Annotated in this window: 18 protein-coding genes and 2 pseudogenes; 6 read left to right on the forward strand and 14 right to left on the reverse strand. The window is 73.4% G+C overall.

What is annotated here, in order from left to right; all coding sequences use genetic code 11:
- The 6 genes and pseudogenes from RBJ77_RS25685 to RBJ77_RS25710 all read left to right on the forward strand — a co-directional run.
- Positions 1 to 570 (forward strand): annotated as a pseudogene (locus RBJ77_RS25685) (2-oxoacid:ferredoxin oxidoreductase subunit beta); the annotation flags it as partial.
- A pseudogene (fdxA, locus tag RBJ77_RS25690) lies at positions 567 to 888 on the forward strand (ferredoxin). The pseudogenes RBJ77_RS25685 and fdxA, both read left to right, overlap by 4 nt.
- Positions 889 to 1,430: 542 nt before the next feature.
- Positions 1,431 to 1,589 carry a hypothetical protein gene (locus RBJ77_RS25695; protein ID WP_372347192.1) on the forward strand — a complete coding sequence of 53 codons (159 nt, stop codon included), beginning with the start codon at positions 1,431 to 1,433 and terminating at the stop codon, positions 1,587 to 1,589.
- Positions 1,589 to 1,726 (forward strand): hypothetical protein, encoded by a 138-nt coding sequence (locus RBJ77_RS25700; protein ID WP_372347193.1) that lies wholly within the window; start codon positions 1,589 to 1,591, stop codon positions 1,724 to 1,726. Before RBJ77_RS25695 ends, RBJ77_RS25700 begins: the two co-directional genes overlap by 1 nt.
- Before the next feature lie 490 nt (positions 1,727 to 2,216).
- Positions 2,217 to 2,513, forward strand: coding sequence for a hypothetical protein (locus tag RBJ77_RS25705; protein WP_372347194.1), 297 nt, complete (start codon positions 2,217 to 2,219; stop codon positions 2,511 to 2,513).
- Positions 2,510 to 4,921 (forward strand): BTAD domain-containing putative transcriptional regulator, encoded by a 2,412-nt coding sequence (locus tag RBJ77_RS25710; RefSeq protein WP_372347195.1) that lies wholly within the window; start codon positions 2,510 to 2,512, stop codon positions 4,919 to 4,921. The genes RBJ77_RS25705 and RBJ77_RS25710 overlap by 4 nt, the downstream gene beginning before the upstream one ends.
- A 290-nt stretch (positions 4,922 to 5,211) precedes the next feature.
- On the opposite strand, the gene RBJ77_RS25715 is transcribed toward RBJ77_RS25710, so the two are convergent.
- From RBJ77_RS25715 to RBJ77_RS25780, 14 genes are all read right to left on the reverse strand, one after another.
- Positions 5,212 to 6,225, reverse strand: a complete 1,014-nt coding sequence (locus tag RBJ77_RS25715) for an alpha/beta fold hydrolase (protein WP_255973328.1) — start codon at positions 6,223 to 6,225, stop codon at positions 5,212 to 5,214.
- Positions 6,222 to 6,404, reverse strand: coding sequence for a hypothetical protein (locus RBJ77_RS25720; protein ID WP_372347196.1), 183 nt, complete (start codon positions 6,402 to 6,404; stop codon positions 6,222 to 6,224). The genes RBJ77_RS25715 and RBJ77_RS25720 overlap by 4 nt, the downstream gene beginning before the upstream one ends.
- A gap of 89 nt (positions 6,405 to 6,493) precedes the next feature.
- Positions 6,494 to 7,555: an alpha/beta hydrolase gene (locus RBJ77_RS25725; protein WP_372347197.1), complete on the reverse strand. Its 1,062-nt coding sequence runs from the start codon at positions 7,553 to 7,555 to the stop codon at positions 6,494 to 6,496.
- A gap of 78 nt (positions 7,556 to 7,633) precedes the next feature.
- Positions 7,634 to 8,464 carry a 4'-phosphopantetheinyl transferase superfamily protein gene (locus RBJ77_RS25730; protein ID WP_255973384.1) on the reverse strand — a complete coding sequence of 277 codons (831 nt, stop codon included), beginning with the start codon at positions 8,462 to 8,464 and terminating at the stop codon, positions 7,634 to 7,636.
- Positions 8,418 to 9,284 carry a 2-oxo acid dehydrogenase subunit E2 gene (locus RBJ77_RS25735; protein ID WP_372347198.1) on the reverse strand — a complete coding sequence of 289 codons (867 nt, stop codon included), beginning with the start codon at positions 9,282 to 9,284 and terminating at the stop codon, positions 8,418 to 8,420. The genes RBJ77_RS25730 and RBJ77_RS25735 overlap by 47 nt, the downstream gene beginning before the upstream one ends.
- Complete coding sequence (locus RBJ77_RS25740; RefSeq protein WP_372347199.1) at positions 9,281 to 9,526, reverse strand: acyl carrier protein; 246 nt, start codon at positions 9,524 to 9,526, stop codon at positions 9,281 to 9,283. The genes RBJ77_RS25735 and RBJ77_RS25740 overlap by 4 nt, the downstream gene beginning before the upstream one ends.
- A complete protein-coding gene (locus RBJ77_RS25745) occupies positions 9,523 to 10,557 on the reverse strand; it encodes a 3-oxoacyl-ACP synthase III family protein (protein ID WP_372347200.1) in 1,035 nt (344 codons plus the stop codon). The genes RBJ77_RS25740 and RBJ77_RS25745 overlap by 4 nt, the downstream gene beginning before the upstream one ends.
- Positions 10,554 to 13,571 (reverse strand): type I polyketide synthase, encoded by a 3,018-nt coding sequence (locus RBJ77_RS25750; protein ID WP_372347201.1) that lies wholly within the window; start codon positions 13,569 to 13,571, stop codon positions 10,554 to 10,556. The genes RBJ77_RS25745 and RBJ77_RS25750 overlap by 4 nt, the downstream gene beginning before the upstream one ends.
- Positions 13,571 to 13,846, reverse strand: a complete 276-nt coding sequence (locus tag RBJ77_RS25755) for an acyl carrier protein (RefSeq protein WP_372347202.1) — start codon at positions 13,844 to 13,846, stop codon at positions 13,571 to 13,573. The genes RBJ77_RS25750 and RBJ77_RS25755 overlap by 1 nt, the downstream gene beginning before the upstream one ends.
- A gap of 55 nt (positions 13,847 to 13,901) precedes the next feature.
- Positions 13,902 to 15,686, reverse strand: coding sequence for an acyl-CoA dehydrogenase (locus tag RBJ77_RS25760; RefSeq protein ID WP_372347203.1), 1,785 nt, complete (start codon positions 15,684 to 15,686; stop codon positions 13,902 to 13,904).
- A 9-nt stretch (positions 15,687 to 15,695) separates the two neighbouring features.
- Positions 15,696 to 17,471 (reverse strand): acyl-CoA dehydrogenase family protein, encoded by a 1,776-nt coding sequence (locus RBJ77_RS25765; RefSeq protein ID WP_372347204.1) that lies wholly within the window; start codon positions 17,469 to 17,471, stop codon positions 15,696 to 15,698.
- A 1-nt stretch (position 17,472) separates the two neighbouring features.
- Complete coding sequence (locus RBJ77_RS25770) at positions 17,473 to 19,257, reverse strand: fatty acyl-AMP ligase (RefSeq protein ID WP_372347205.1); 1,785 nt, start codon at positions 19,255 to 19,257, stop codon at positions 17,473 to 17,475.
- A 309-nt stretch (positions 19,258 to 19,566) separates the two neighbouring features.
- The gene (locus RBJ77_RS25775) at positions 19,567 to 21,501 is read right to left on the reverse strand and encodes an HAD-IIIC family phosphatase (protein WP_372347206.1); all 1,935 of its coding nucleotides are present in this window, start codon (positions 21,499 to 21,501) and stop codon (positions 19,567 to 19,569) included.
- Positions 21,502 to 21,549: 48 nt separating this feature from the next.
- Positions 21,550 to 22,239 (reverse strand): hemerythrin domain-containing protein, encoded by a 690-nt coding sequence (locus RBJ77_RS25780; protein WP_372347207.1) that lies wholly within the window; start codon positions 22,237 to 22,239, stop codon positions 21,550 to 21,552.
- Between the last annotated feature and the right edge of the window lie 270 nt (positions 22,240 to 22,509).

Genomic DNA, 22,509 nt, shown 5'->3' on the forward strand with positions numbered 1-22,509 from the left:
GTCTCGCTCGCCATCGGCGCCAACGCGTCCTTCGTCGCGCGGACCGTCGACTCCGACCGCAAGCACCTCACCGAGGTACTGCGCCAGGCAGCGGCCCACCCAGGCACCGCGCTCGTCGAGATCTACCAGAACTGCAACATCTTCAACGACGGCGCCTTCGAGGTCCTCAAGGACAAGCAGCAGGCCCAGGACGCCGTCATCCGCCTGGAACACGGGCAGCCGATCACCTTCGGCGCCGAGCAGGGCAAGGGCGTCGTCCGCGACGCACGGACCGGAGAGCTGGAGGTCGTCGCGGTGACCGAGGACAACCGCGCGCGGCTCGTCGTCCACGACGCGCACGCCGCGTCCCCGACCACGGCCTTCGCCCTCTCCCGCCTCGCCGACCCCACGGGACATGGAGAAGCGAGCCTCCACCACACCCCCATCGGCGTCTTCCGCGACGTTCAACGCCCCGTCTACGACACCCAGATGGCCGACCAGCTCGACGCCGCCGTCGAACAGCACGGCAAGGGCGACCTCGGTGCCCTCCTCGCCGGCAACGACACCTGGACCGTAAGGAGTTCGGCATGACCTATGTGATCGCGCAGCCCTGCGTCGACGTGCAGGACAAGGCCTGTGTCGACGAGTGCCCCGTCGACTGCATCTACGAGGGTCCGCGCAAGATGTACATCCAGCCGGACGAGTGCGTGGACTGCGGCGCCTGCGCGCCCGTGTGCCCGGTCGAGGCGATCTTCTTCGAGGACGCCGTCCCACGGAGTGGGACGGTACCGCACCGCCGACCGGGAGATCTTCGCCACGCGTGGCTCGCCGGCCGGGGCCGCCGGCGTCGAGCCGTTCGCCGCCGACCATCCTGGTGGTGAGCGGGAACCGGTGAGCGAGCCGCACTGAGGCCCTGCGCCGAGGACCCGTACGGGAGGCGGCCTTCACCGCCTCTCCCGTGGTTCTTCAGTGGGACCGGAGACCGTGAAGGGGAGAGCACCCGCATGCTCGCCGACGCCACCGCGCCCATCGACCGGACTCCGTCGCAGAGGACTCTCCATGAATCTCCCTCTCACCATCCACCGGCCCGTCCACCGGCTCGCTGCCCACCGGTCGGGCCGGTGCCGTCGTCACGGACGCCGCGCCGCTGCAGGTGCGCCGCCCGCGGCGGCGCGTTCTCGGCCCGCACCACCTCGTCCACCGCCCGACACCCCGGAGGGCTTCCTGCTCTCCGCCACCCCTCTCCGGCCGGCACCGGTTCGCTTCTCCGCCCGGCTGCCCGAGGCGCACCCGCTGCTCGCCGACTCCACCGCCCCTGTTCCACGACGTGCTGTACCGATGAGTCGCTGCGGCAGATGGCGGTCTCGCGGCGGGCCGCCACTTCCGGGTGCCGGCCAACCGGCGGATCCTGCTCGCCGACTGTGTGCGTTCGCCATCACCGCGCTGCCCTCGTGGCGCGTGATCGCGCCCGCCGCGCCCGGCTCACCCTCGACCTCGACCTGACCCCGGCCGACGTGGTGCAGGGAGTGCCGCGGTCGATGGACTGCGGCGCGTCGATCAGTATCGACGACGAGGAGTGCGGGACGGTCCGGGCCCGCTGGTGTTCCTGATGCCGGGCGTCTACCGCAACCACCGCGCGAACTCCCGCAGGGAGAGCGAGCGCACGGCGGGCGGCCACAGCGCGGCTGCCGGACGGCACCGGGTCGGCGCCGAGCTCGTCGGCCGGTGCAGCCCCGCAACGTACTGACCGGGCTGCCGCTGGAGGAGGACGACGAGTCGCTGACCTTCCCGGTCAAGCATCCCCGCCGCCCGCGAGGTGCCGCCCGACTCGGGTCGGAGGTGCCGGCGCGCGCTGTTCCTCGAGGCGTCCCGGCAGGCGGCGCTGTTCGGGGTGCGGTGAGCTGTACGCTCGCGCTCGGGCACGCCGCCGTCCTGACCCGGTGGGAGCCGCGTTCCGCGGGTTCGCCGAGCCGGGTCTGCCGCCGCTGTGCTCGGTGCAGCCGCAGCACCGCGGCACCCGGGCGAGGTGCGGCGGGACGCCGCCGGGCGCCCTTCGCGGAGCTCTCCCTCGTGTTCACCCAGGATACGGGTCGTGGCGGAGGTCAGCACCTCCGTCCTGCAGAGTCTGCTGACGGCCGCGCACCGGTCGGGGGCGGCACAGACAAGAGCAACCATGCGCTTTCAGGTACTGGGCCCGGTGCGGATGTCGCCACGCACCCGACGCGGCCAAGCCGCGCGTGGTGCTGGCGACCCTGCTGGTGAAGAACAACACCGTCGTGTCCGCGCACAGTCTGATCGACGAGCTGTGGGGGACGACGCCGCCGCGCACCGCCTCGACGACGCTCCAGGTGTGCGCGCCGCGCTCGCGCGCAAGGCGCTCGCGGGCCGACGCGCCGGACACCGGCGCGCGCAGCCAGCTGGTGACCCAGCCGCCGGGCTACGTCGCCACGCGGTGGCGCCCGACGAGGCTCGACCTGGTCCTCTTCGAGTTGCTGCGCGCGCAGGAGGCAGGACGCGGCGTGCGACGAGCGTGAACTACGTCGACGCGTCCCGGCTGCTCGGCGAGTCCCTGGCGCTGTGGACGGGCCCTGCGCTGTCCGGCATCCCGCACGGGTCCTCGCTCCAGTCCACCGCGATCCGGCTCGACGAGCTGCGCTCGGAGACGCTGGAGCAGCGGATCAGCGCGGACCTGAAGCTGGGCCGCCACCAGGAGCTGATCGGTGAACTGATGGCGCTGGCCCACGAGTTCCCGATGCGGGAGAGCCTGCACGGGCTGCTCATGGTGGCGCTGTACCGGGCCGGGCGGCAGTCGGACGCCATCCAGGCCTACCACCGGGTGCGGCGCACACTGGTGGACGAGCTCGGCGTGGAGCCCGACAGCTCCCTCAAGCGCATCCTGGCCCGGCTGCTCGCCTCCGACCCCGCGCTCGCCTGGCACCCCGCGCGCGGCCGGGCCGACGCCCCGGCCGCGGGCCGCCACCCCTCCGCCAAGGCCGCCAACGCCGCCGAAGCCGCCCCGGCGGCACCCGCCGACCTGCGTCCGCCGCTGTGGCTGCCGCCGCCGCTCGCCGACTTCACCGGCCGCGCCGACGAACTCGACCGGTGCGCCGTACTGCTCACCGGAACCGACCGCTCGGCGCCCCGCATCGTGGCCGTCTCGGGCCGGCCGGGCGTCGGCAAGACCGCCCTGGCCGTCCAACTGGCCCGCGGGGTCGAAGGGTTCGCGGCCGGCCGGGTGCTGGTGCCGCTGCGGGACTCCGCCGGACGGGCGCTCACGGCGCAGGCCGCGATGGCCTCGCTGCTGCGCCGCCTGCTGCCCCCGGGCCCGGAAGGACCCGCGGCCGTCCCCACCGAACTCGACGACCTGAGCGACCAGTTGCAGCACGCCACCCGTGGCCGGGAGCTGCTGCTCGTCCTCGACGACGCGGTGTCCGAGGCCCAGATCCGTCCGCTGCTCGCCGCGGTGCCGGACGCCGCGGTGCTGCTCACCGGCCGCCGCCCGCTGGCCGCCCTGGAACACGCCCGGCACCTGGTCCTCGACGTGCTCGGCCAGGAGGAGGCCGAATCGCTGCTGCTCACCACCGGCGGCCCGCGCATGGCGGAGGACCCGGCGGCGGTGACCCGGATCGCCCGGCTGTGCGGACGCCTGCCGCTGGCGCTGCGCGTCGCGGCCGGCGGGACGGCGGTGCAGCCGCACTGGACGGCGGGCGGACTCGCGCGCCGCCTGGAGGACGAGCGCACCCGGCTCGCCGCGCTGTCGCTGGGCGACCTCGACGTACGCAGCAGCCTGCTGACCGCGTACCACGAGGTGTCGGAGGCCGGCCGGCACGCGTTCCGCCGGCTGGGCCTCGCGCCGCTGCCCGACTTCCCCGTGTGGGCCGCGCAGTCCCTGCTGGGCGCCGCCCCGGAGGCGACGGAGGAACTCCTCGGCGCGCTGGTCCGCGCCCAACTCCTCGACGTACGCCAGGAGTCGGGGACGGACGCCGGGCCCGGCGGGGCCGTGCGGTACGGCTACCACACGCTGCTGCGCTCGCTGGCCCTGGAGATGCTGGCCGAGGTCGACGGCGAGGACGCCGTCACGGAGACGGTCGGCCGGCTCGGCCGGGCCTTCCTGCTGCGGGCCAGGGCCGCCGACGCGCGCCTGACCCCCGGCCGGGACCGGCTGGCGGGCGTGCTGGAGACGGCTGCCGGGGAACTGCCGCCGGGGGACGCCGCGGTGAGCACGCCGCTGCGCTGGTTCCGGGCGGAGTCGGCGGGGCTGCTCGAAATGGTGCGGCGTCTGCACGGAGCCGGGCTGTGGGGGCTGACCTGCGCGCTGGCGTCGGCGACGAGCGGCTACTACGAGGCCTGCGGCGTGTGGGACGACTGGCGGATCGGCCACGAGCTCGCGGTCGACGCGGCCCGCCGCAGCGGTGACGCGCTCGCGGAGGCCACGCTCCTGCGCTCGCTGGGCGATCTCGCCTGGCAGCGCCGGGACGCCGCGCGGGCCGTGGACCACCACCGGCACGCGGCCCGGCTGTTCGCGCTGACCGACGACGGGATCGGGGCCGCCCGCTGCGCCACCGGGGAGGCCGATGTGCTGCTCGGGCAGGGCGAGTTCGGCCGGGCGGACGCGCTGTACCGGCGGGCCCTGGAGCGGGCCGCGGCCGAGGGCGACACCCGGGGGTGCGCGGAGGCCGAGCGCGGTCTTGCGCTGATCGCGCTCCTGACGGGCCGGCCGGCCGACTGCCTCGCGTCGCTCGAAGGGTGCGCGAGCGCGGCCGGTGCGCTGGGCGACGTCCGCTGGCACGGGTACGCGCTGCGGCTCGCGGAGCAGGTCCGGGCCACGGGGCGGGACAACGTCGCGTGGCCGCACCTCGAAGTGCGGCCCGGGGTCTGGCTGATGAGCGACGTGCCGGTGGCCGAGGGACCGGTGGCCGAGGGATCGCTGCCCACGGGCTGAGCGGCCGGCCGGGCGCGCGCCCGGAACAACGGCGGCCCCGTCGCGTCCTGAAGGACGTGGCGGGGCCCAGGGTCTGTCCGGCGGAGCATGTCGCGGGCGCGGGGTCTGGCACGCCGACCTGCGGCGTTGTCGTCAATCACCATCGCTCCGCGATGCCTCAATCCTCCGCCTTGCATCTCGACGCGCCAGACCCCGCTCACCCGCACCGATTGATGACGGCCTCCCGGATGCGACCTGATCCGCCGGACAGACCCTGGTGCCGCAGGTCGGGCCAGTGATCAGGCCGGTGATCAGGCCGGGCGCAGTGCGCGCAGGGTGGCCGGGTCGAGGTCGGCGGCGCTGAGCCGGCGGGGTGCGGGGCGGCGGTTGCGGAGCATCTGGCGCCACTGCTCGGGGCTGAAGCTGGCCGGCTGGGTCGTGCCGATGAAGTCGCGCAGCACCGACAGGAAGCGGTCGGGGTCGCTGCGGAAGGGGAAGTGGCCCGCTTCCTCGAAGATCTCCAGCCGGCTGCCCGGCATCGAGACGTGTCCGAGTCCTGCGTGCAGCGCCGGGACGACCTGGTCGCGGCCGCCCCAGACGAGCATGGTGGGCATGCCCTGGGCCAGGTAGCAGCGGTCGAGCATGGTGCCGACCTGTCCACGCCAGTCGACGACGGCGCGCAGGGTGCGCACGAACGCGTTGCGCGAGGTGGCGTCGGGCAGGGCGTCGACGACGCGCAGCAGGTCGGGGGCGTCGACGGCGAGGTCGGTGCCGAGCCACTGGAGGACCTTGACGGCGGCTCCCACCTGCCAGCGCATGGTGGGCAACTGGAGCAGTTGCAGGACCAGTTCGGCGCCGGGCAGGGAGGCGGCCCGCAGCAGCGGGGTGACGTGCCGGCTGACGCCGCCGGTGCCGACCAGGACGAGGCGCTCGCACCGCTCGGGGAACTGGTAGGCGAACTGCATGGCCACGGCGCCGCCGAGGGAGTGCCCCACGATGGTGGCGCGTTCGACGCCGAGGACGCTGAGCAGGTCCCGCATCCCGTTGGCGTAGGCGGCCAGCGAGTAGTCGGCCCGCGGCTTGTCGGAGTGGCCGTGGCCGAGCAGGTCGGGTGCGATGACCCGATGGCTGCGGGCGAGGCCGGGCATGATGTCCCGCCAGGTGTCGGACGAGTCGCCGATGCCGTGGATCAGGAGGACGGCGTCGCCCTTCCCGGCCATCCGGAAGGCCCTGCGGTGGCCGTGCACGGTGCGGTGGCGCAGCCGGATGCCGGCGCCGCGGGGGCCGCGGGGTGCGTACTGTGCGGACAGGGACACGGATGTCATGCCTCCTCGCGCCGCCCGTGGCGGCGGCTGTGGCCGCGGCGGCCGTCGGTCGTGTACGGCGCCGGGGCGGGCCGGTACCGGGTGGTCGTCAGATCGCTCTCGATGACACCGAGCGAGGCGAGCGACTGCCAGGGACGCACTGTCCCGGTCGTGGCCTTCGATGTGGGTCCGTCAGTCATGGCTGCGTCTCCTCGACGTCCGTGCGGGCGAAAGGGTTCGGTGGTGTCCTCTTCGGGTGGGGGCGGCGACTCGGCCGGACGGGTACGGGTCAGTGGCGGCGGCCGGTGAGCCGGGACAGCAGCAGCTGGGAGAAGAGCCAGCGGCGCATCGCGCCGAGGTGGCCGGGCGAGCCGTGCACGTCGTCGAACGTCTTGACCCGCAGGTCGGGCAGTGCGGCGAGGAGCCCGCGCTCGGCGGCCGGGATGATCTCGTCGCGGCTGCTGGCGACGTACCGGACGGGCACCCGCACCTGCCGCAGCCGGTCGGCGCCGATGGCGTGTTCCGGCAGGGCGGACCACAGCGCGTCGTGGTCCGCGGCCCCGGTGAGCCGGCCCAGCGTGTCGACGGTGATGCGGGGGATCCGGGGCCGCCAGTCGGTGTCGGTGAAGAAGGCTCCGACGGGTGCGCCGACCGTCAGGATCCGGCGGATCCGGGCGTCCTCGGACGCGGCGTGCAGGGCGAGGCTGCCGCTGAAGCTGAGGGTGAGCAGGGAGGTGTCGGCGACGTTCGCCCGGTCGGCCAGCTGGTCCAGGAGGTGCGGCAGCAGCTCCCAGGAGTCCGGCCGGTAGGTCAGGGTGTTCTCGCCGACGCCGGGGAACTCGGTGACGACGGCGGCGAATCCGAGCCGTCCGAGCAGGGGCAGCAGCGGCGCCCACTGTTCCTTGACGCTGACGATGCCACCCATGACGATCAGCAGGGGCCGGCGTCTGGCGGGGTGGAGGCCGGTGGTCCAGCAGGCCACCCGGCCGTCCTGGAAGGGGATGTCGAGCCGCTCGATGTCGCGGTCGCGGCGCCAGGTGTCGAACGACTCGACGCCGAGCCGTCCCGCGGCGGCCCTGACCGGGTCTCCGTGGTAGGGGAAGCGGGCGAGCGCGAAGTGGGCGCAGGCCTCCAGGTGGCGGCCGCGGACGGCGGCGGCGCGGCCGGCCCGGGTCCAGGTGGCGGCCCACGACTCGGGGTCGCCGCGCCGGTCGTTGCTGATCCCGGACAGGATGCGGGCGGCTCTGCCGGGCGCCATGCCCTGTCCCCGGGCGTGCAGGAGGGCGAACTCCTTGAGCTCCGGGAGGTGATGCTCCGTCAGTTCTGGCTGGGTCAGGTGCTGTTGGTCCATGATGGCTCCCCGCTGTGTGCGGTCAGTGTCCGGGCCGCCGCTTGCGGGCCGGTTGTACAGCGGGCGCCGACGGCCCGCTCACCACCAGTCGTCGCGCTCGTGCCGCTCGTCCTCCTCGTGGCCGAGCACTTCGGACAGGGCGTCGACGATGCCGGCGTCGAGCATGGTGTGCGCCTGGGTGTCGGTGGTGACGCCGAACCCGGAATCGCCCACGGCCACGCTGACCGTGTACCGGTCGAGCAGCCCGTAGGTGCGGAAGGACCACTCGCTGCCGGAGCCGGGGGTGCCGTCCGGGCGGCGCACCTCGGTCGGGGTGCCGTCGGTCTCGAACCCGAAGTCCGTGAAGCGGAACTGCATGCCGAGCCCGATGGCCTTGCTGTACGCCTCCTTGAGCGTCCAAAGCCGCACCATCGCCGGGTCCCGCTCGTGGTCGGCCATCGCCTCGATCATCTCGGCCTCGTGCGGGGTGCACAGGTGCCGGCCGAGTCCCGCCCCGTACAGGGTGCGGTCGGCGCGTTCGGCGTCGACGCCGATGACGGCGCCGGTGGCGAGTCCCACGAGCAGCAGGTCCTCGGTGTGGCTGAGGCTGATCTGCACGCCGTCGTAGCCGTGCAGGTACGGGCGTCCCGAGGGCGTGTAGCCCAGTTCGACCGACTGCGGCGGCACGTGCAGCGCGGCGCCCGCGGCGAACTTCAGGAGCACCCGCGACGAGGCGAACCGGGTGCGCACCTCGGGGTGGGTCAGGTCCAGGTAGCGGGCCCAGTCCCGGCCGAGCAGCGCGCGCAGCCGCGGCCCCCCGGCCCGCTCGGGACGCCAGTCGTCCAGGCGTGCGTAGAGGATCGCGGTGGCGTGGGTGGCGAGGTCACGTCGGACTCCGTTCCAGTCCCCGCGCGGCCCGGTGATCACGATCGGCTCGCCGAACGTCCGGCCCGGGGAGGGTTTCCCTGGAGCCGTCATCGAAGTCCTCCATGGTCTGGCGGAGATCGCCGAGCAGGTCGGCGGCGGCCGCCCCGTCGATCACCCGGTGGTCGAAAGTGAGCCCGAGCCGCATGACGGGCGCCGCCACGACCTGTCCGTCCCGTACGACGGCCCGGTCCACGACGCGTCCCGCGCACAGGGTGACGGCGGTGCCGCCGGCGGAGTGGAACCCGTCGACGGCGCCGTGCCCGAGGGAGCTGACCGACACCGTGCCGAAGATCCCCGGGCGGCGGCGCGGGTCGCGCAGGGCCGCCGCGAAGGCCGCCCTGCCGAGCGGGACGGGCAGCCGCCCCAGCATCCGTACGCCCTTGAACTCGGGGAGGGCGGCGGTGTGTTCGCCCCGGTAGCGGTCCACCTGTTCCTGGACCTGGTCGAGCGAGAGCTGCTCGAGTCCGGGCACCAGGGCGGAGAGCACCGTGCGCTCCCCGTCGACGGTGCGGTCCAGGGCCAGCTTCGCGGTCACCTGGCCGAACCGTACGGTCCGGGGCCGGCGCAGCACGGACGGCCAGCCCGGCGCCATGACCGCGTTGGCCTCGGGGTGCCGGGCCATCGCCCGCCCGGTGGCGTGCAGCAGGTAGCTGACGACGGAGTAGCGGGTGCCGGCGGCGCGGGCCGCGGCCCGGTGGGCCTGGATCCGGGTCATGTCGATGTCGGTGTCCAGGTGCACGGGCCGCTGCCCGGCCGCCCACTCCAGGAAGTACAGGGTGTGGCGGCGGCGCCGTTCCTGGTGCCGCTGCGGTGCGTCGGTCATGCCGGGACCGCCAGTTCGTAGAACTGGCGCAGGCTGCGCGCCTCCAGGACCCGGCCGACCGGGACGGTGAGGCCGGTGGCCAGTTCCACCGCGGTGACGAGTTTGAGCAGGTGCAGCGAGTCCCATTCGGGGAGTTCGTCGAAGTCGGCGGCGACCTGCTCGTCGGTGACGGGCAGGCCCAGTTCGTCGCGGACGGTCGTGACGAAGTCGGCCAGGCTGTAGGCGGGGCGTGTGGTGGTCATATCCTCTCCAGGGCGAAGCCGGCCTTGATCCACTTGCTGGACTCGATGGCGACGGCGAGTGCCTTCTGACCGGCGGTCATCTTCTCCAGGAGCCGCTCGATCTGCAGGAACGGCAGTGCGTTGCCGTTGTTGCCGGTGTCGGCGACGCAGGAGATCTCGGTGGCCGACGGCACGTCGAGCTGTTCGGTGATCTTGCGGGTCATCCGGCCGGACAGCTGCGGCGGCAGGATGTAGTCCAACTCGTCCTGGCTCCAGTCGAGTTCGCCGAGCAGCTCCCAGAGGATCTCCACGGCCATCACCGGGACGTGCTCCTCGATGGCCTTGTAGTCCTCGGTGAGGGCCTGCCGGTCGTCGTAACGGTCGGCGAGGCCGAACCACTCGATGACCTGGCCCGGCTTGCGGCCCAGGCCGGTGAAGCGGTTCAGGACGTGCCGCAGGACGACCTGGGCGCCACGCGGTTCGTCGGTGAGGACGGCGGCCCCCGCGCCGTCGCCGAACAGCACGAAGTTGACCAGGTCGCTGGGGGCCGCCTTGGCGAGGTCGCGGTCGACGTCGAGGTGCTTGCTGCACACGTCGCCGCCGATGACCAGGCCGGTGCGGTACTCGCCGGACGCGATCAGGGTGCGGCCCAGGCTGAGCGCCTGCACCGCGCCCGCGCAGCCGGACTGCAGCTGGAACGTGGGCACCTGGTCGAGGCCGAGCAGGTCGACGACGTTGTTGACGGTGGCCGGCATCAGGGTGTCGGGGGTGGCGGTGCCCAGGACGACGAAGTCGATGTCGCCCGGGTCCACCTCGGCGGCGGCGATGGCGCGCTCGCCCGCCTGGGCGCACAGGTCGGCCAGCGACCAGCGCACGGCACCGGTCTTCAGGTCCCGGGCGAAGTGCCGGGTCCTGGTGCCGATGAACATCTCGATCCATTCCTCGTTCGCGCCCAGGACCCGGGCCAGTTCGGCGTTGTCGACCGCCTCGCCCGGCAGGGCCGTGCCGACGGAGGCGAGATGGACCTGGCGGTCCTGCGGGTGGTCGCTCATGCTGTCCTCTCCTGGGTGCTGTCGGTGGCGGGAGCGCAGTACTCCCGCAGGAAGTCCACGAGGTCACCGACCGACGCGAGCCGGGGCAGCAGGTCCTGCACCGTCAGTTCGACGAGGGCGGGCAGTCGTTCCTCCAGGCGCTTCTTCAGCTCCATGACCATCACGGAGTCGAAGCCCAGGTCCTCGTAGAGCCGCAGCAGCGGGCCGAGTTCGGCCACCTCGTAGCCGCCGACCTGTCCGATGGCGGCCAGCGCCGTCTCGGTCACGGGGTCGGCGGGCGCGGGGCGTTCCAGGACGAGCACCGAGGTGTTCGTGCTCCGGCCGGCCGGCCGCGCCGGTTCGTCCGGTGCGGCGGTCGGCGCGGGTGCGCCGGAGCGGCGGGCCGGGCCCGCGGTCCAGTACCGGTGTTCGTCGCTGAAGGCGTACGGGCTGAGCCGGTACGGTGCCTGGTCGCGGGTCTCGTAGACGTTCTCCCAGCGCGGGTCGAGGCCGCCGCGGTACAGCTCGGCGACCGTGTCGGCCAGGTCCTGGCCGCCGGAGTCCGCGCCGCGCACGGGGGCGGTGACGACCGGCCGGGTGCCGGAGTCGGAGGGCGGCAGTTTGCGGGTCAGGGAGGACAGGACGGGCGAGGGGCCGACCTCCACGGTGTGGCTGGGTCCGGCGTCGCGCAGCGCGGTGAACGCGTCCGCGAACAGCACCGGCCGGCGGATGTGCGCCACCCAGTAGTCGGCGTCCATCGCCTCGCCGTCCAGCAGCCTGCCGTACAGCGTGGAGTACAGCGGCAGTTGCGGCACTCCCCCGCCGACCTCGCGGGCGACCTCGGCGAAGTCGTCCAGCATGGGCTCCATGAGGTGCGAGTGGAAGGCGTGCGAGACGCGCAGCATCCGGGTGCGGATCCCGTCGCGCTCGAACTCCTTGTCCAGGCGCATGAGCGCCATGGAGTCGCCGGACAGCACGGTGGCGCGCGGGCCGTTGACGACGGCGATGCCGGCCTCCGGCTCGTCGGCCAGCCGCTCGGCGAGCTCGTCGGGACCGGCGAGGACCGCCAGCATGCCGCCGCCGTCGGGCAGTTGCTGCATCAGCGCGCCGCGGGCCGTGATCAGCCGGGCCGCCGCGTCCAGGTCGAACACGCCGGCCAGGCAGGCCGCCGCGTACTCGCCGACGCTGTGGCCCAGCAGCAGCGAGGGCTCCGCGCCGAGCTCCTGCAGCGTGCGGCCGAGGGCGTGGCCGACGGCGAACAGGGCGGGCTGGGCCCACTGAGTGAGGTGCACGGACTCGTCGCCGGTCAGGACGAGGTCCCGTACGGAACGGCCGGTGTGCGGGCGCAGCGCCGCGTCGGCCTCGTCGAGGAAGTGCCGGTACAGCGGCGACTCCTCGTACAGGCCCGCCGTCATCCTGGGGTACTGCGAGCCCTGTCCGGTGAACAGGAGCGCGGTGCGCGGTGCGCCGGCCGCCTCGCCGGTGAGGCCGGCGAACAGGGCGGGGTCGGCCACCGCCGCGTGCAGACGCTGGACGAGGGTGGCGGTGTCCGGGGCGCTGACCGCGAAGCGGTGCCGATGGCCGGACTTGACCCGGTGGGAGTTCCAGCCGACGGCGCCGACGGGGGCCCGCCGGGCGCTCAGCGCGTCGGCCTGCGCGGCGAGGTTGCGGTGCAGGGCCTGCGGGCTGGGCGCGGTCAGCGTGAACAGCGCGCTGCCGATGCCCCGGGGCCGCTCGTCGGGGCGGGCGGGCGGGCGGGCGGCCGCCGGCGGCGCGGATTCCAGGACGGCATGGGCGTTGGTGCCGCCCATGCCGAAGCTGCTCAGTCCGGCGACGCTGGCGCCGCGGGGCAGCCGCAGTGGTGCCTTCAGCAGTCGCAGCCCCTTGCCGCGCAGGTCGAGCCGCTCGTTCTCCTTGGCCGCGAACCTGCTGGCGGGCACCGTTCCGTGGTGCAGCGACAGGGCCACCTTGATGAGTCCCGCGATGCCGGCGGCGCCCTCGGTGTGCCCGAAGTTGCCCTTGACCGAGCCGAGGGCCATCGGCCGCCCGGTGCGTCCGGCGTGGTGGTGGCCGAGGGCCGACACCTCCATCATGTCGCCGAGCACGGTGCCGGTGCCGTGTCCCTCGGTGAAGGCCACCTGGTCCGGTTCGATGCCGGCCCGGCGGTAGGCGGCGCCGATGACCTCCTGCTGCGACCAGCGGTTGGGGGCCGTGATGCCGTTGCTGCGGCCGTCCTGGTTGACGGCGGTGCCGCGGATCACCGCGTACACCTGCTGTCCGTCGGCGAGCGCGTCCTCCAGGCGGCGCAGCACGACGGCGCCGACGCCCTCGCCGCGGCCGATGCCGTTGGCCTGGGAGCTGAACGGCTTGCAGCGTCCGTCGGGCGCGGAGAGTCCGGCCTGGTTGTAGAAGATGGACAGGGCGGGGGTGAGCGCCACGTTGACGCCCGCCGCGATGGCGTAGTCGCACTCGCCGGACAGCAGGGCGTTGCCCGCCAGGTGCACGGCGACGAGCGACGAGGAGCAGGCCGTGTCCACGGCGAGGCTCGGGCCCTTGAGGTCCAGGTGGTAGGAGACCCGGTTGGCCGTCATGCAGTAGCCGTTGCCGGAGCCGACCTGGGCGCTGACCCGGTCGTAGTCGGTGAGGTGCAGCTGGGCCCACTCGTTGCCCATGATGCCGACGTAGACGCCGGTGGCCGTGCCGGCGAGCTGTTTCGGGGCGATCCCCGCGTCCTCGACGGCGCGCCAGGCGCACTGCAGCAGCAGCCGCTGCTGCGGGTCCATGGCGGCCGCCTCGCGGGGGGAGACGGTGAAGAACTCGTTGTCGAAGGCGTCCGGGTCGTCGATGAAGCCGCCTTCGGTGGTGTTGGCGCGGCCCTCCGCCGGGGTCGGCGAGTGGAAGTCCGCGGCGTCCCACCGCTGTCGGGGGACCGAGGAGATCCCGTCCCCCGAGCGCATCAGCAGCTCCCAGTAGGCGCCCGCGTCGGGCGCCCCCGGGAACCTGCAGTCGAGACCGACGATGGCGATCCGGTCCATCAGCCCGCCGCCGGCTCGGCCAGGCTCTGTGCCAGGTGGGTGGCGAGGGCCTGGACCGTCGGGTAGTCCCAGGCGACCGTCGGTTCGAGGATCAGGTCGAAGTCCTCCTCGATGTCGCCGCACAGGCTGAGGGCGGCGACGGAGTCGAGGCCGTACTCGGCCAGGGGCACGCTCGGGTCGATCTCCTGAGGCCTGCGCTTGAGGTAGAGGGCGATGCGGTCGGACAGCCACGTGGTCAGTTCGTCGGTGGTGCGTCCGGTGGTGGGAACGGACATTCTGCGCTCCTCGGAAGAGTTCCTCGGTCGGTCAACTCGACTGGCTGGGAAGGCTTCAGCCCGCCAGCGGTGTGTTGTAGAGGTCGTAGCTGCGGGCGTCGTGGAAGCGGCGGAGCACCTCGTCGTGCAGCCGCGTCTCACAGGTGGCGGGCAGGTCGGGCAGCTGGTGGCCGAGGCGCCGGCCGAGCCGGTGCAGGGCCGCGGCCAGCCAGGCCGGGTCGGCGAGGAAGTCGTCGGGGCCGCCCTGGGCCTCCTGCCACACGCCGATCACCGCGGCGGCGGCGAGCAGCACCGCGTACCGGTCGGCGAGGGCGAAGGTGGCCGGGCTGGCCAGGGCGGTGCGGTCCTGCGGGGCGAGGCCGAGGCTCTGCTCCTGGATCTGGCGCAGTTCGTCCATAAGGCGCAGGGCGGCGCCGTGGGCCGCCCGCTCCTCGGGGCTCGAACTGGGCAGCCGGTCGACGGCGGCGACCAGGGAGGCGCTGAGCCCGTCCCGGCCGCTGGCGAGGGTGAGCCGGTCGAAGGAGATGCCGGGCAGGTCCTCGCGCGGCCGGAACAGGCTCGCGGGCGCCGGGTCGTCCTTGAACCAGGCGCGGCGGGCGAGCCGGGACAGCTGCGGGATGATCGTGGCCTGGCAGGCCGCGGAGCCGGCGTGGCCGAGGCTGAGGACCGGCAGGTCGCGCACGTGCTTCTGGAAGATCCCGAACTCGCCCTCGCGGGTGTAGAACCGGGCGCCGAGCACGATGGACAGGTCGTACATCGCGTCGGTGAGCATCTTGGGGACGAGGTACTTGACCACGGCCGCGTAGACGCTGGTCTCCTCGGGCAGCACGTGCACGGCGCGGGTCGCGGCGAGCGAGAGGCTGTCGGCGATCAGCAGGTCGAGGAAGGTCGTGGACAGGGTCGCCTTGGCGTGCGGGATGTCCATGACGGACTTGCGGTACAGCTGGCGTCCGAGGGCGAAGCCGGTGACGGTGCGCAGGGCGGTGTCGGTGGCGCCGAGGGCCATGCCGGGGACCGCGCTGCGGGTCATCTGGAAGGCGCGCAGGGCGAGTTCGACGCCCTTGCCCTCCTCTCCGACGAGCGCGGAGTCGGGCACCGGGCAGTCCGTGAAGTCCAGTCCCGACAGGTGGCAGCCGCGGACGCCGACCGCGTCGTAGCGCGGCAGGACCTGGAAGCGGTCCTGGTCCAGGTCGTCCCGCTCGGCCAGCACGACCGAGTGGCTGCGGCTGCCGGGGGCGGGGCTGGTGCGGCTGAACAGCACCCAGGCCGCGGCCCGGTCGGCGTTGTTGATGACCTGCTTGGCGCCGTTGAGGAGGTAGCCGCCGTCCACCGGGCGGGCCTGGAACTCGTTGCGGACGAAGTCGTTGCCGTGGGCGAGTTCGTGGTAGGCGACCGACACCTTCTTGCCGTCGAGCAGCAGCTCGGCGAGGCGTCGTTGCTGCTGTTCGGTACCGGAGCTCCACACGTTGACGGCGGCCATGAACGAGGTGACGCCGTAGCCGAGTCCGAGGGCGATGTCGCGGCGGAAGACCTGGCGCATCACCCGGACGAGGGTGTCGATGCGCTCCAGGCGTCCGCCGTGGTGCACCGGCACGAACTCGGCGTTGAGGGCCAGTTCGTCGAGGGCCCGCTCGCCGGGCTCGGACAGTTCGCCGCGCTCGTCGTCCGCGAGCAGTGCGGCGTACGAGAGCTCGCCGCGCTCGTCGGTGGGGTCACCGAGGCGTTCCTCCAGCTCGGCGATGCGGGCGACGACCCGGCCTTCCTGGCCGCCGGGCGGGTGGGTTCCCTGTGCTCCGGCGGACGCTCCGTGCGGCCCGTTGGCCGCGGTACCGATCAGCATGGCGTCCTCTCAGTTACGTGCGGTGGTGGCGTCGGCCACCGGCTCGGCCTGCGCGTTCGGCAGTCGGTGGGGGCGCAGCGAGAACAGTTCGCCGGCCCGCCTGGTGGTGATCAGGTGGTCGAGCAGCGCGTCGTGGGCCTCGTCGTCCCCGGCGCCGGGTTCGCCCAGGCGGTCCAGGATCCGGTCGAGGGCCGCCCGCAGCCACAGCCCGTCCCGCCACAGGGGTTCCGTGGCGGTGCCGGTGAACTGGGGCGCGCTGTGCGTCCACAGGCCGATGCAGACGGCCGCGGCGTGGCAGAGGGCGTAGCGGCGGGCCACCTCGAAGGCGGCGGGCGGGACGTCGCCGACGAGGCCCTTCCACTGCTCCATCTCCTCGTGGACCCGGTCGGTGACGGCGGCGACGCGGCGGGCCGCGGCGGCGGCCGGGGCCAACGCGGGCTGTTCGACAGCCAGTTCCGCGAGCCGGGCCACCGAGGGTTCGAGGCCGGCCAGGACGCCGCTGCCGCGGCGGGCGACCAGGGACAGCCGTGTGGGGTCGAGCCGGGGCAGCGGCGCGGACAGGTCGTAGGCGTCGCGGGCGCCGGTCACGTCGCCGGTGCCGCGCTGCCTGCCGCGTACCAGTGAACGGAACTGGTTGACCAGGGAGTTGAGGTTCACCAGGGTGTTGCCGTCGAACATGCCGACGATGCGGTGGTCGCGTTCCACCTTCTGGAACGTGCCGTTCGCGTGCACGCCCTTGAGGAAGGCGCGGGCGCCGAGCACCCGGGTGAGCCGGGACAGCACGTCCTCGGTGCCGCTGGGCAGCAGGTACTTGGTGACGGCCGCGGTGACGCTCATCTCGTCCGTCTGGGTGTGCACCAGGCGGGAGGCGGCGGTGCCCAGTGCCTCGTGCAGCAGTACGTCGGCGGCGGCGGTGCCCAGGACCCGGCGGGCCTGCGGGAGTTCGACGAGCCGGCGGCCGTAGAGCTCGCGCTCGACGGCGAAGTCGACGGCGATGCGCAGGCCGTGGTCGGCGGCCCCCAGGGAGAGCGCCGCACACATGGTGCGGGTCAGCTGCAGCGCCTTGAGGACGATCTCCAGGCCCGCGCCCTCCGCGCCGACGAGCGCGGAGCGGTCGACCGCCGCGCCCTCGAAGGAGATGCCGGAGATGTCCGCGCCGCGGATGCCGTGTGTGTGCACCTTGGGCAGGTGGTGGTACGTCGCCGGGTCCAGCGTGCGCTTGTCCACGAGCAGGACGCTGAATCCACGGGGTCCTCCGGCCGGGTCGGTGCGGGTGAGCAGGGACAGCAGGCTGCCCCGCGTCGCGTTGTTGATCAGCCACTTCTCGCCGTCGACGAGCCAGCCCGTCGCGCCGGGGGTGCCGCGCACCTCGCCGGCGAGCAGGTCGCTGCCGTGGGCGCGCTCGGTCAGGCCGAGCGAGACGGGCACGCCGGCCCGGATGTCCGCGCCGAGCCCCGCGGCCTGCGCGGGCGTGCCCGCGACCCAGACGCAGATGCCGCCGAGGTAGGTCTTGCCGTGCCCGATGGCCACGGTGAGATCGCGGCGGGCGACGGCGCGCATGACCTGGAGCAGCGTCGCGTAGTCGGTCAGCCGGCCGCCGTGCTCGACGGGCACGTAGTGGCCGGGCAGGCCCCAGTCGTCGAGCTTGCGGCAGATGTCGGCGGGGAACTCCTCCTTGTCGTCGAGCTGCACGCAGCGCTCGTACGAGAACCAGCCACCGGGGTCGTCGGGGTCGCCGAGGAACGCGTCGAGTTCCTCGGCGGCCGAGCGGGTCCGTTCCGTCATGTCAGACCGTCGCCGCCAGGGCGGGTCCGGCGGCGTCGGCGACGATCCCGCGGACCGCCGGTTCGAGCACCTCGTACAGAGGGGTGAGCTCGCCCTGCAGGAACAGCTTGCGCATCAGGGTGCGCTGGATCTTTCCGCTGGTGGTCTTGCGGATGGTGCCGGGTCGCACCAGGACCACGTTGCCCGCGGGGACGTTGAGCTGCTGCCCGATGCGGCTCTGGACGGCCGTGGCCAGGCTGCGCAGGTCGCCGTCGACGGCGCTGACCCTGACCTCCTGCACCACGACGAGGCGCTCGCGGTCGGTCTCGACGGTGAACACCGCGCCGGCGCCGGCGCCCAGGGCCTTGTCGGTGGCCTGCACCGCCCGCTCGACGTCCTGCGGGTAGAGGTTGCGGCCGGAGAAGATGATCAGCTCCTTGAGGCGGCCGGTGACGTAGAGCTCGCCGTCCTCCAGGGCGCCGAGGTCGCCGGTGCGCAGCCAGCCGCCGGCGTCCTCGCCGCCGTCGCCGTCGGTGATGTGGGCGTCGAAGATCTCCACGTTGGTCAGCGGGCGCTTCCAGTAGCCGGAGGCCACGCTGTCGCCCTTGACCCAGATCTCGCCGACGGAGCCCTCCGGGCGTTCCCTGCGGGTGTCGGGGTCGACGATCTTCACCGTGAAGTCGTGGATGACGCCGCTGCTGACGAGTTCCCGGCTCGGGCCCTCGGCCACCGGGTCGGTGAGCGTGCCCTGTTCGAGGGCGGTCGCGTCGACGGTGCGCACGGCGGGACGGCGGTCCTTGGGGGTGCCGGAGACGAGCAGGGTGGTCTCCGCCATGCCGTAGCAGGGGAAGAACGACTCGGGCTTGAAGCCGGCGGGCGCGAAGCGCCGGGTGAACGCGTCGATGGTCTCGCGGCGAATCGGTTCGGCACCGTTGGCGGCGCTGACCCAGGTCGACAGGTCGAGTTCGGCGAGCTGCTCGTCGGTGACCCGGCGCACGCACAGGTCGTAGGCGAAGTTGGGGCCGCCGCCGATGGTGACGCCGTAGTCGCCGATGGACTTCAGCCAGCGGTGCGGGCGGCGCAGGAAGGACGTCGGGGAGAGCAGTACGGCGGAGCCGCCGATGTACAGCGGGTGCAGGATGTGCCCGATGAGACCCATGTCGTGGTAGAAGGGCAGCCAGCCACCGAACCGGGTCTGCCCGTCGGTTCCGGCGGCGTTCTGGATCGCGGCCTCGTTGGCCAGCAGATTGCGGTGCGAGACCATGACGCCCTTGGGGTCGCTGGTCGAGCCGGAGGTGTACTGCAGGAACGCGAGGTGCTCGGGGGTGAGGTCCGGCACCCGGTAGGCGCTCGCGTCACCGTGGTCCGCGGTGTCGGTCGCCAGGCACTTGACGTCGGTGAAGCCCTCGGAGACGAGCCAGGCGGATATCTCGGGCGCGCTCGCCGAGTCGGTCAGCACCGCGCGGACCTGGGCGTCGCGCAGGATGCCGGACACCCGGGTGAAGTGCTGGCCCTGCTCGGTGGGCAGCGGGGCGGGCACGGCGACGGAACCGGCGTACAGGCAGCCGGTGAACGCCTTGATGAAGTCGGTGCCCGAGGGGTAGAGCAGGAGCACCTGGCCGCCTTCGGCACCGTTCGCCTGCAGCCACGAGGCGATCCGGCGGGCCTCCTGGTCGAGGATGGCGTACGACAGGTGCTCGGGGACCGAGCCGTTGGCGTCGTCCGGCAGGAAGATGAAGGCGTCCTCGGTACCGAGCTCGGCCGCACGGTCCAGAACCAGTTCCGTGAAGGTTCGGAAGCTTGTCAACGTCTGTGCCTGACCTCTCCGAGATCCGCAGGCTTGGCGCCGGCGCGATGGCTGTCTGGGACGCTTCCGAGACTCACCCGCGGCGCTAAGGCGCCGCTTGTGCTGCGCGGCCGGATCCAGACGTCCGGAGGCGGGCATGCAACTGCCGCCCGCCACAGGGGGGAGTGACGGGCGGCAGTCGGTGAGGGTCCGCACGCGTGTGCCGCGTGCGGCTCCCGGTTCCGGCGGGACCGGTCCGGCCCTGGCGCGGCGGGGGATGTCGCGCCGGGTCGGTGCCGGTCCCGGCCGGAACCGGGAGGTCTGGGGGACTTACGTCGTGGCGGGCAGCCCGAAGGACGCGTCCAGGGTGACGTGGCCGGGGTGCGGCGGCAGTTCGGTCAGGTCGTGGCGGAAGTCGAGGGAGCCGTCGTCGCCGGTGCGGACCGTGTCGAAGCCGAGCGAGGGGTACAGGTCGCGGACCTTGCCGTTCTTGGCGGTGGGCCGGTACGACGCGACGACGGCCGGCGCGCCGGTGTCCCGGGCGTGCGCCAGCAGCGCGGTCAGGGCGGCCTGTTCGATACCGCGGGCGAAGACCCGGCAGCTGAGCAGGACGTTGTCGATGCGCAGGGCGTCGGCATCGCGCTCGGCGAACACCGCGCCGACCAGGCCGTTGTCACCGAAGCGGTCCTGGGCCCGGATGGCGAGGACCAGCCGGCTCGGTGCGGCGATCCCGGCTCGCACGTCGTCCGTGCCGAGCCGCCGGGTGGTGAGGTTGAACTGGTTGGTGCGCAGGGTGATCTGGGAGATCCGGGGCACGTCGGCGTCCGTGGCCGGGGCGACGGTGACGCGCACGTCCAGGGCCTGGAGGTACTCCTCCATGGAGGCGGCGCCGTCCAGGAGTTCCAGCCGGCCGGCGTCGGCCCGGTACTGGCCGGCCCGGCCACGGTCGGCCTCGGTCAGCTCGCGCACGTCGAACCAGCCGTCGGCGAGCAGCCGGTCGATGTGCAGGGCCGGTTCCTCGTCGAGCCGGACCACCGCGACTTCCGGAAGGGACGAGGCGACCAGACCGCACTCGAAGGGCGAGTCGTCCACGAACACGAAGCTGTCCGTGCCGAGGTTGAGCCGGGCGGCCATCTCCCGCAGATTGCCGTCCTTGGGCTGCCAGTTGGCAGTGATCCGGACGAAGTCGTCGGGGCGCAGCACCATGTCGGGGTGGCCGGCCAGCACCTGCTCCACCGGTTCCTGGTCGTTCTTGCTGCACACGCCGAGCAGGACGCCCTGGGAGCCGAGCTGGCGCACGGTCTTCTGGAAGGCGCCGAAGGCCTCGCCCCGGTAGGTCCCGGACACGGCGATGCCGTCGGGTCCGTCGTCGCCGAGGATGCCGTCCCACAGCGTGTGGTCCAGATCGACGACGAGGACCTTCTTGGTGCGGCCGCGCAGGGCCCGGGCCAGGTGTCCGATCTCGCGGGCGTAGCGGCCCAGCAGTTCCGCGCCGAGGTACTCCTTGGTGTAGACGGCGAGCCGGCTGTCGCGGACCGGCCCCGACTCGGCGATCAGCGGTTCGAGGTCGACCACGTGCACCCGCGGGTGGGCCAGCGCGATGCGCAGCAGTCCCGCGTTGAACTCCCGCCACAGCAGGGAGAGTTCGGTGCGCGAGCGGTGGTCGACGAGCTGACGCAGCTGCCCGGTGAGCAGCGGCAGGGTGTTGAGCACGAGGGTGCCGGATCCGTCGCGGACGTAGCTCTCGGCGAGCCGCTGGAGCAGACCGAGCCGGGCGGTGACCGCCTCGGCCGCGTCCGACACCCGCCAGGGCTGCGGGAGCTCGTCGAAGACGGACTGGGCGTCGAGCAGCACGAGCGAGAGGTCGGTGTCGTCGGCGTACAGGGGTCCCGCGGTGTCCTGGAGATCGCGGCGCCAGGAGTCGTGGTCGCCGTGGGTGGCCCGCAACGGGATCCCGTGGCGGGCGAGTTCGGCGGTGAGCGGGCCGGTGAGCGCGTCCAGCGTGCCGTGCCCCGACACCGTGACGTGCAGCGGCCGGGCGTCGGGGTGCAGGGCGTGGATGGTGCCGGGGTCGACCCGGGCGAGGAGCCGGCCGGCCCTGGCCAGGTCGGCCGCGGCGGCGGGGCCCTGGGCGAGGACGGCCAGCAGGCCGCTCACGCCGGGGAACTCCTCCGCAAGGCGCCCCTCGGTGTGCAGGTCGCGGATGCGGTCCAGCGCCTCGGCCCGGTCGGCGGGAGCGGGCCTGGTCGTCACGGGTGCGCTCACGGACTCTTCCTCACTTCACTGCCTCGCTTGTCTGACGGCTGGGACTGCTCAGGCCGCGGCCACGCGCTGCTCGGTGCGGCCCCCGCTCAGGTGGGACCAGGTGCGGCGGCGCAGCCGGGGGCCGGCCACCCGGTACAGCAGGCGGACGGGTGCGGGCAGCCGGCCCAGGAACTCGTCCCTGCGGTCGGTGCCGGCGGCCTCGCCGAGGGCGGCCAGCATGTACAGGCGGTGCGACTTGGGCACGGCGGCCCGGCCGCGCTCGCTGAGCCGCGCCCATTCCTGCGCGGTGAACCGGTCGGGCACCAGCGGCAGGATGTGCCGCTCCTCGTCGCCGAGGTGCTCGTCCAGGGCGGGCAGCAGGGCCGCGCAGGCGTCCGCCACCGCGTCCCTCGGGCCAGGGTCGGCTGCGGTGCCCCAGTCGGGCAGGGCGCGCTCCAGGCGGCCGAGGGCGTCGGCGATCCGCTCGTGCTGCTCCTCCATGCGGGCCACCAGGCCCTTGTCGACGGCCGGGTCGGCGACCAGTCGCGGCCAGACCAGTTCGTCCTCGGCGAGGTGATGCTCCGTCAGCATCTGGTTGAGCGCGGCCAGATGGGCGGCGACGACGGCGCTGCGCGCGGTGTCACCGGGGGCGACGGCGCGGATCACCGCCACCGACGCCTCGTACTCCTGCCGGAAGAGGCGGTGCACGACCACCATCTCGCCGGTGTCCGGCACTTCCCGTCCGTTCCTGGCCGACATCCTTCTCACCCTGGCCTTCGTGATCGATGCGTTGCGGCCGGATCCTGTCCGGTCGGCCTTAAGCGGTTCTTGCGCCCACATTTTCGCTACGTACGTTTCGTTATTCAGAGTACGAGCGTCTCCCATAATTACGCAACACGCGTTTCGTAAGTGGCCGGATCGAGCGGCCCGAGTCGCCCCGCCGGACCCCGGCGACCGCCGTGCGCGCACGACCGCAAGCGGGGCTTTAGCCGGGCCCCGCAGGCTCCCGGTGACCATCACGTCCGTGGA

The organism is Streptomyces sp. KL116D (assembly GCF_030766975.1).
GTDB classification, from domain to species: domain Bacteria; phylum Actinomycetota; class Actinomycetes; order Streptomycetales; family Streptomycetaceae; genus Streptomyces; species Streptomyces longispororuber_A.

Coding starts and splice junctions, on each gene's coding strand:
- RBJ77_RS25745 (WP_372347200.1), bottom strand. CDS start 10,557: ATGAGCGACCACCCGCAGGACCGCCAGGTCCATCTCGCCTCCGTCGGC.
- RBJ77_RS25765 (WP_372347204.1), bottom strand. CDS start 17,471: ATGACGGAACGGACCCGCTCGGCCGCCGAGGAACTCGACGCGTTCCTC.
- RBJ77_RS25735 (WP_372347198.1), bottom strand. CDS start 9,284: ATGACCGACGCACCGCAGCGGCACCAGGAACGGCGCCGCCGCCACACC.
- RBJ77_RS25780 (WP_372347207.1), bottom strand. CDS start 22,239: ATGTCGGCCAGGAACGGACGGGAAGTGCCGGACACCGGCGAGATGGTG.
- RBJ77_RS25715 (WP_255973328.1), bottom strand. CDS start 6,225: ATGACATCCGTGTCCCTGTCCGCACAGTACGCACCCCGCGGCCCCCGC.
- RBJ77_RS25760 (WP_372347203.1), bottom strand. CDS start 15,686: ATGCTGATCGGTACCGCGGCCAACGGGCCGCACGGAGCGTCCGCCGGA.
- RBJ77_RS25755 (WP_372347202.1), bottom strand. CDS start 13,846: ATGTCCGTTCCCACCACCGGACGCACCACCGACGAACTGACCACGTGG.
- RBJ77_RS25750 (WP_372347201.1), bottom strand. CDS start 13,571: ATGGACCGGATCGCCATCGTCGGTCTCGACTGCAGGTTCCCGGGGGCG.
- RBJ77_RS25720 (WP_372347196.1), bottom strand. CDS start 6,404: ATGACTGACGGACCCACATCGAAGGCCACGACCGGGACAGTGCGTCCC.
- RBJ77_RS25740 (WP_372347199.1), bottom strand. CDS start 9,526: ATGACCACCACACGCCCCGCCTACAGCCTGGCCGACTTCGTCACGACC.
- RBJ77_RS25700 (WP_372347193.1), top strand. CDS start 1,589: ATGCCGGGCGTCTACCGCAACCACCGCGCGAACTCCCGCAGGGAGAGC.
- RBJ77_RS25725 (WP_372347197.1), bottom strand. CDS start 7,555: ATGGACCAACAGCACCTGACCCAGCCAGAACTGACGGAGCATCACCTC.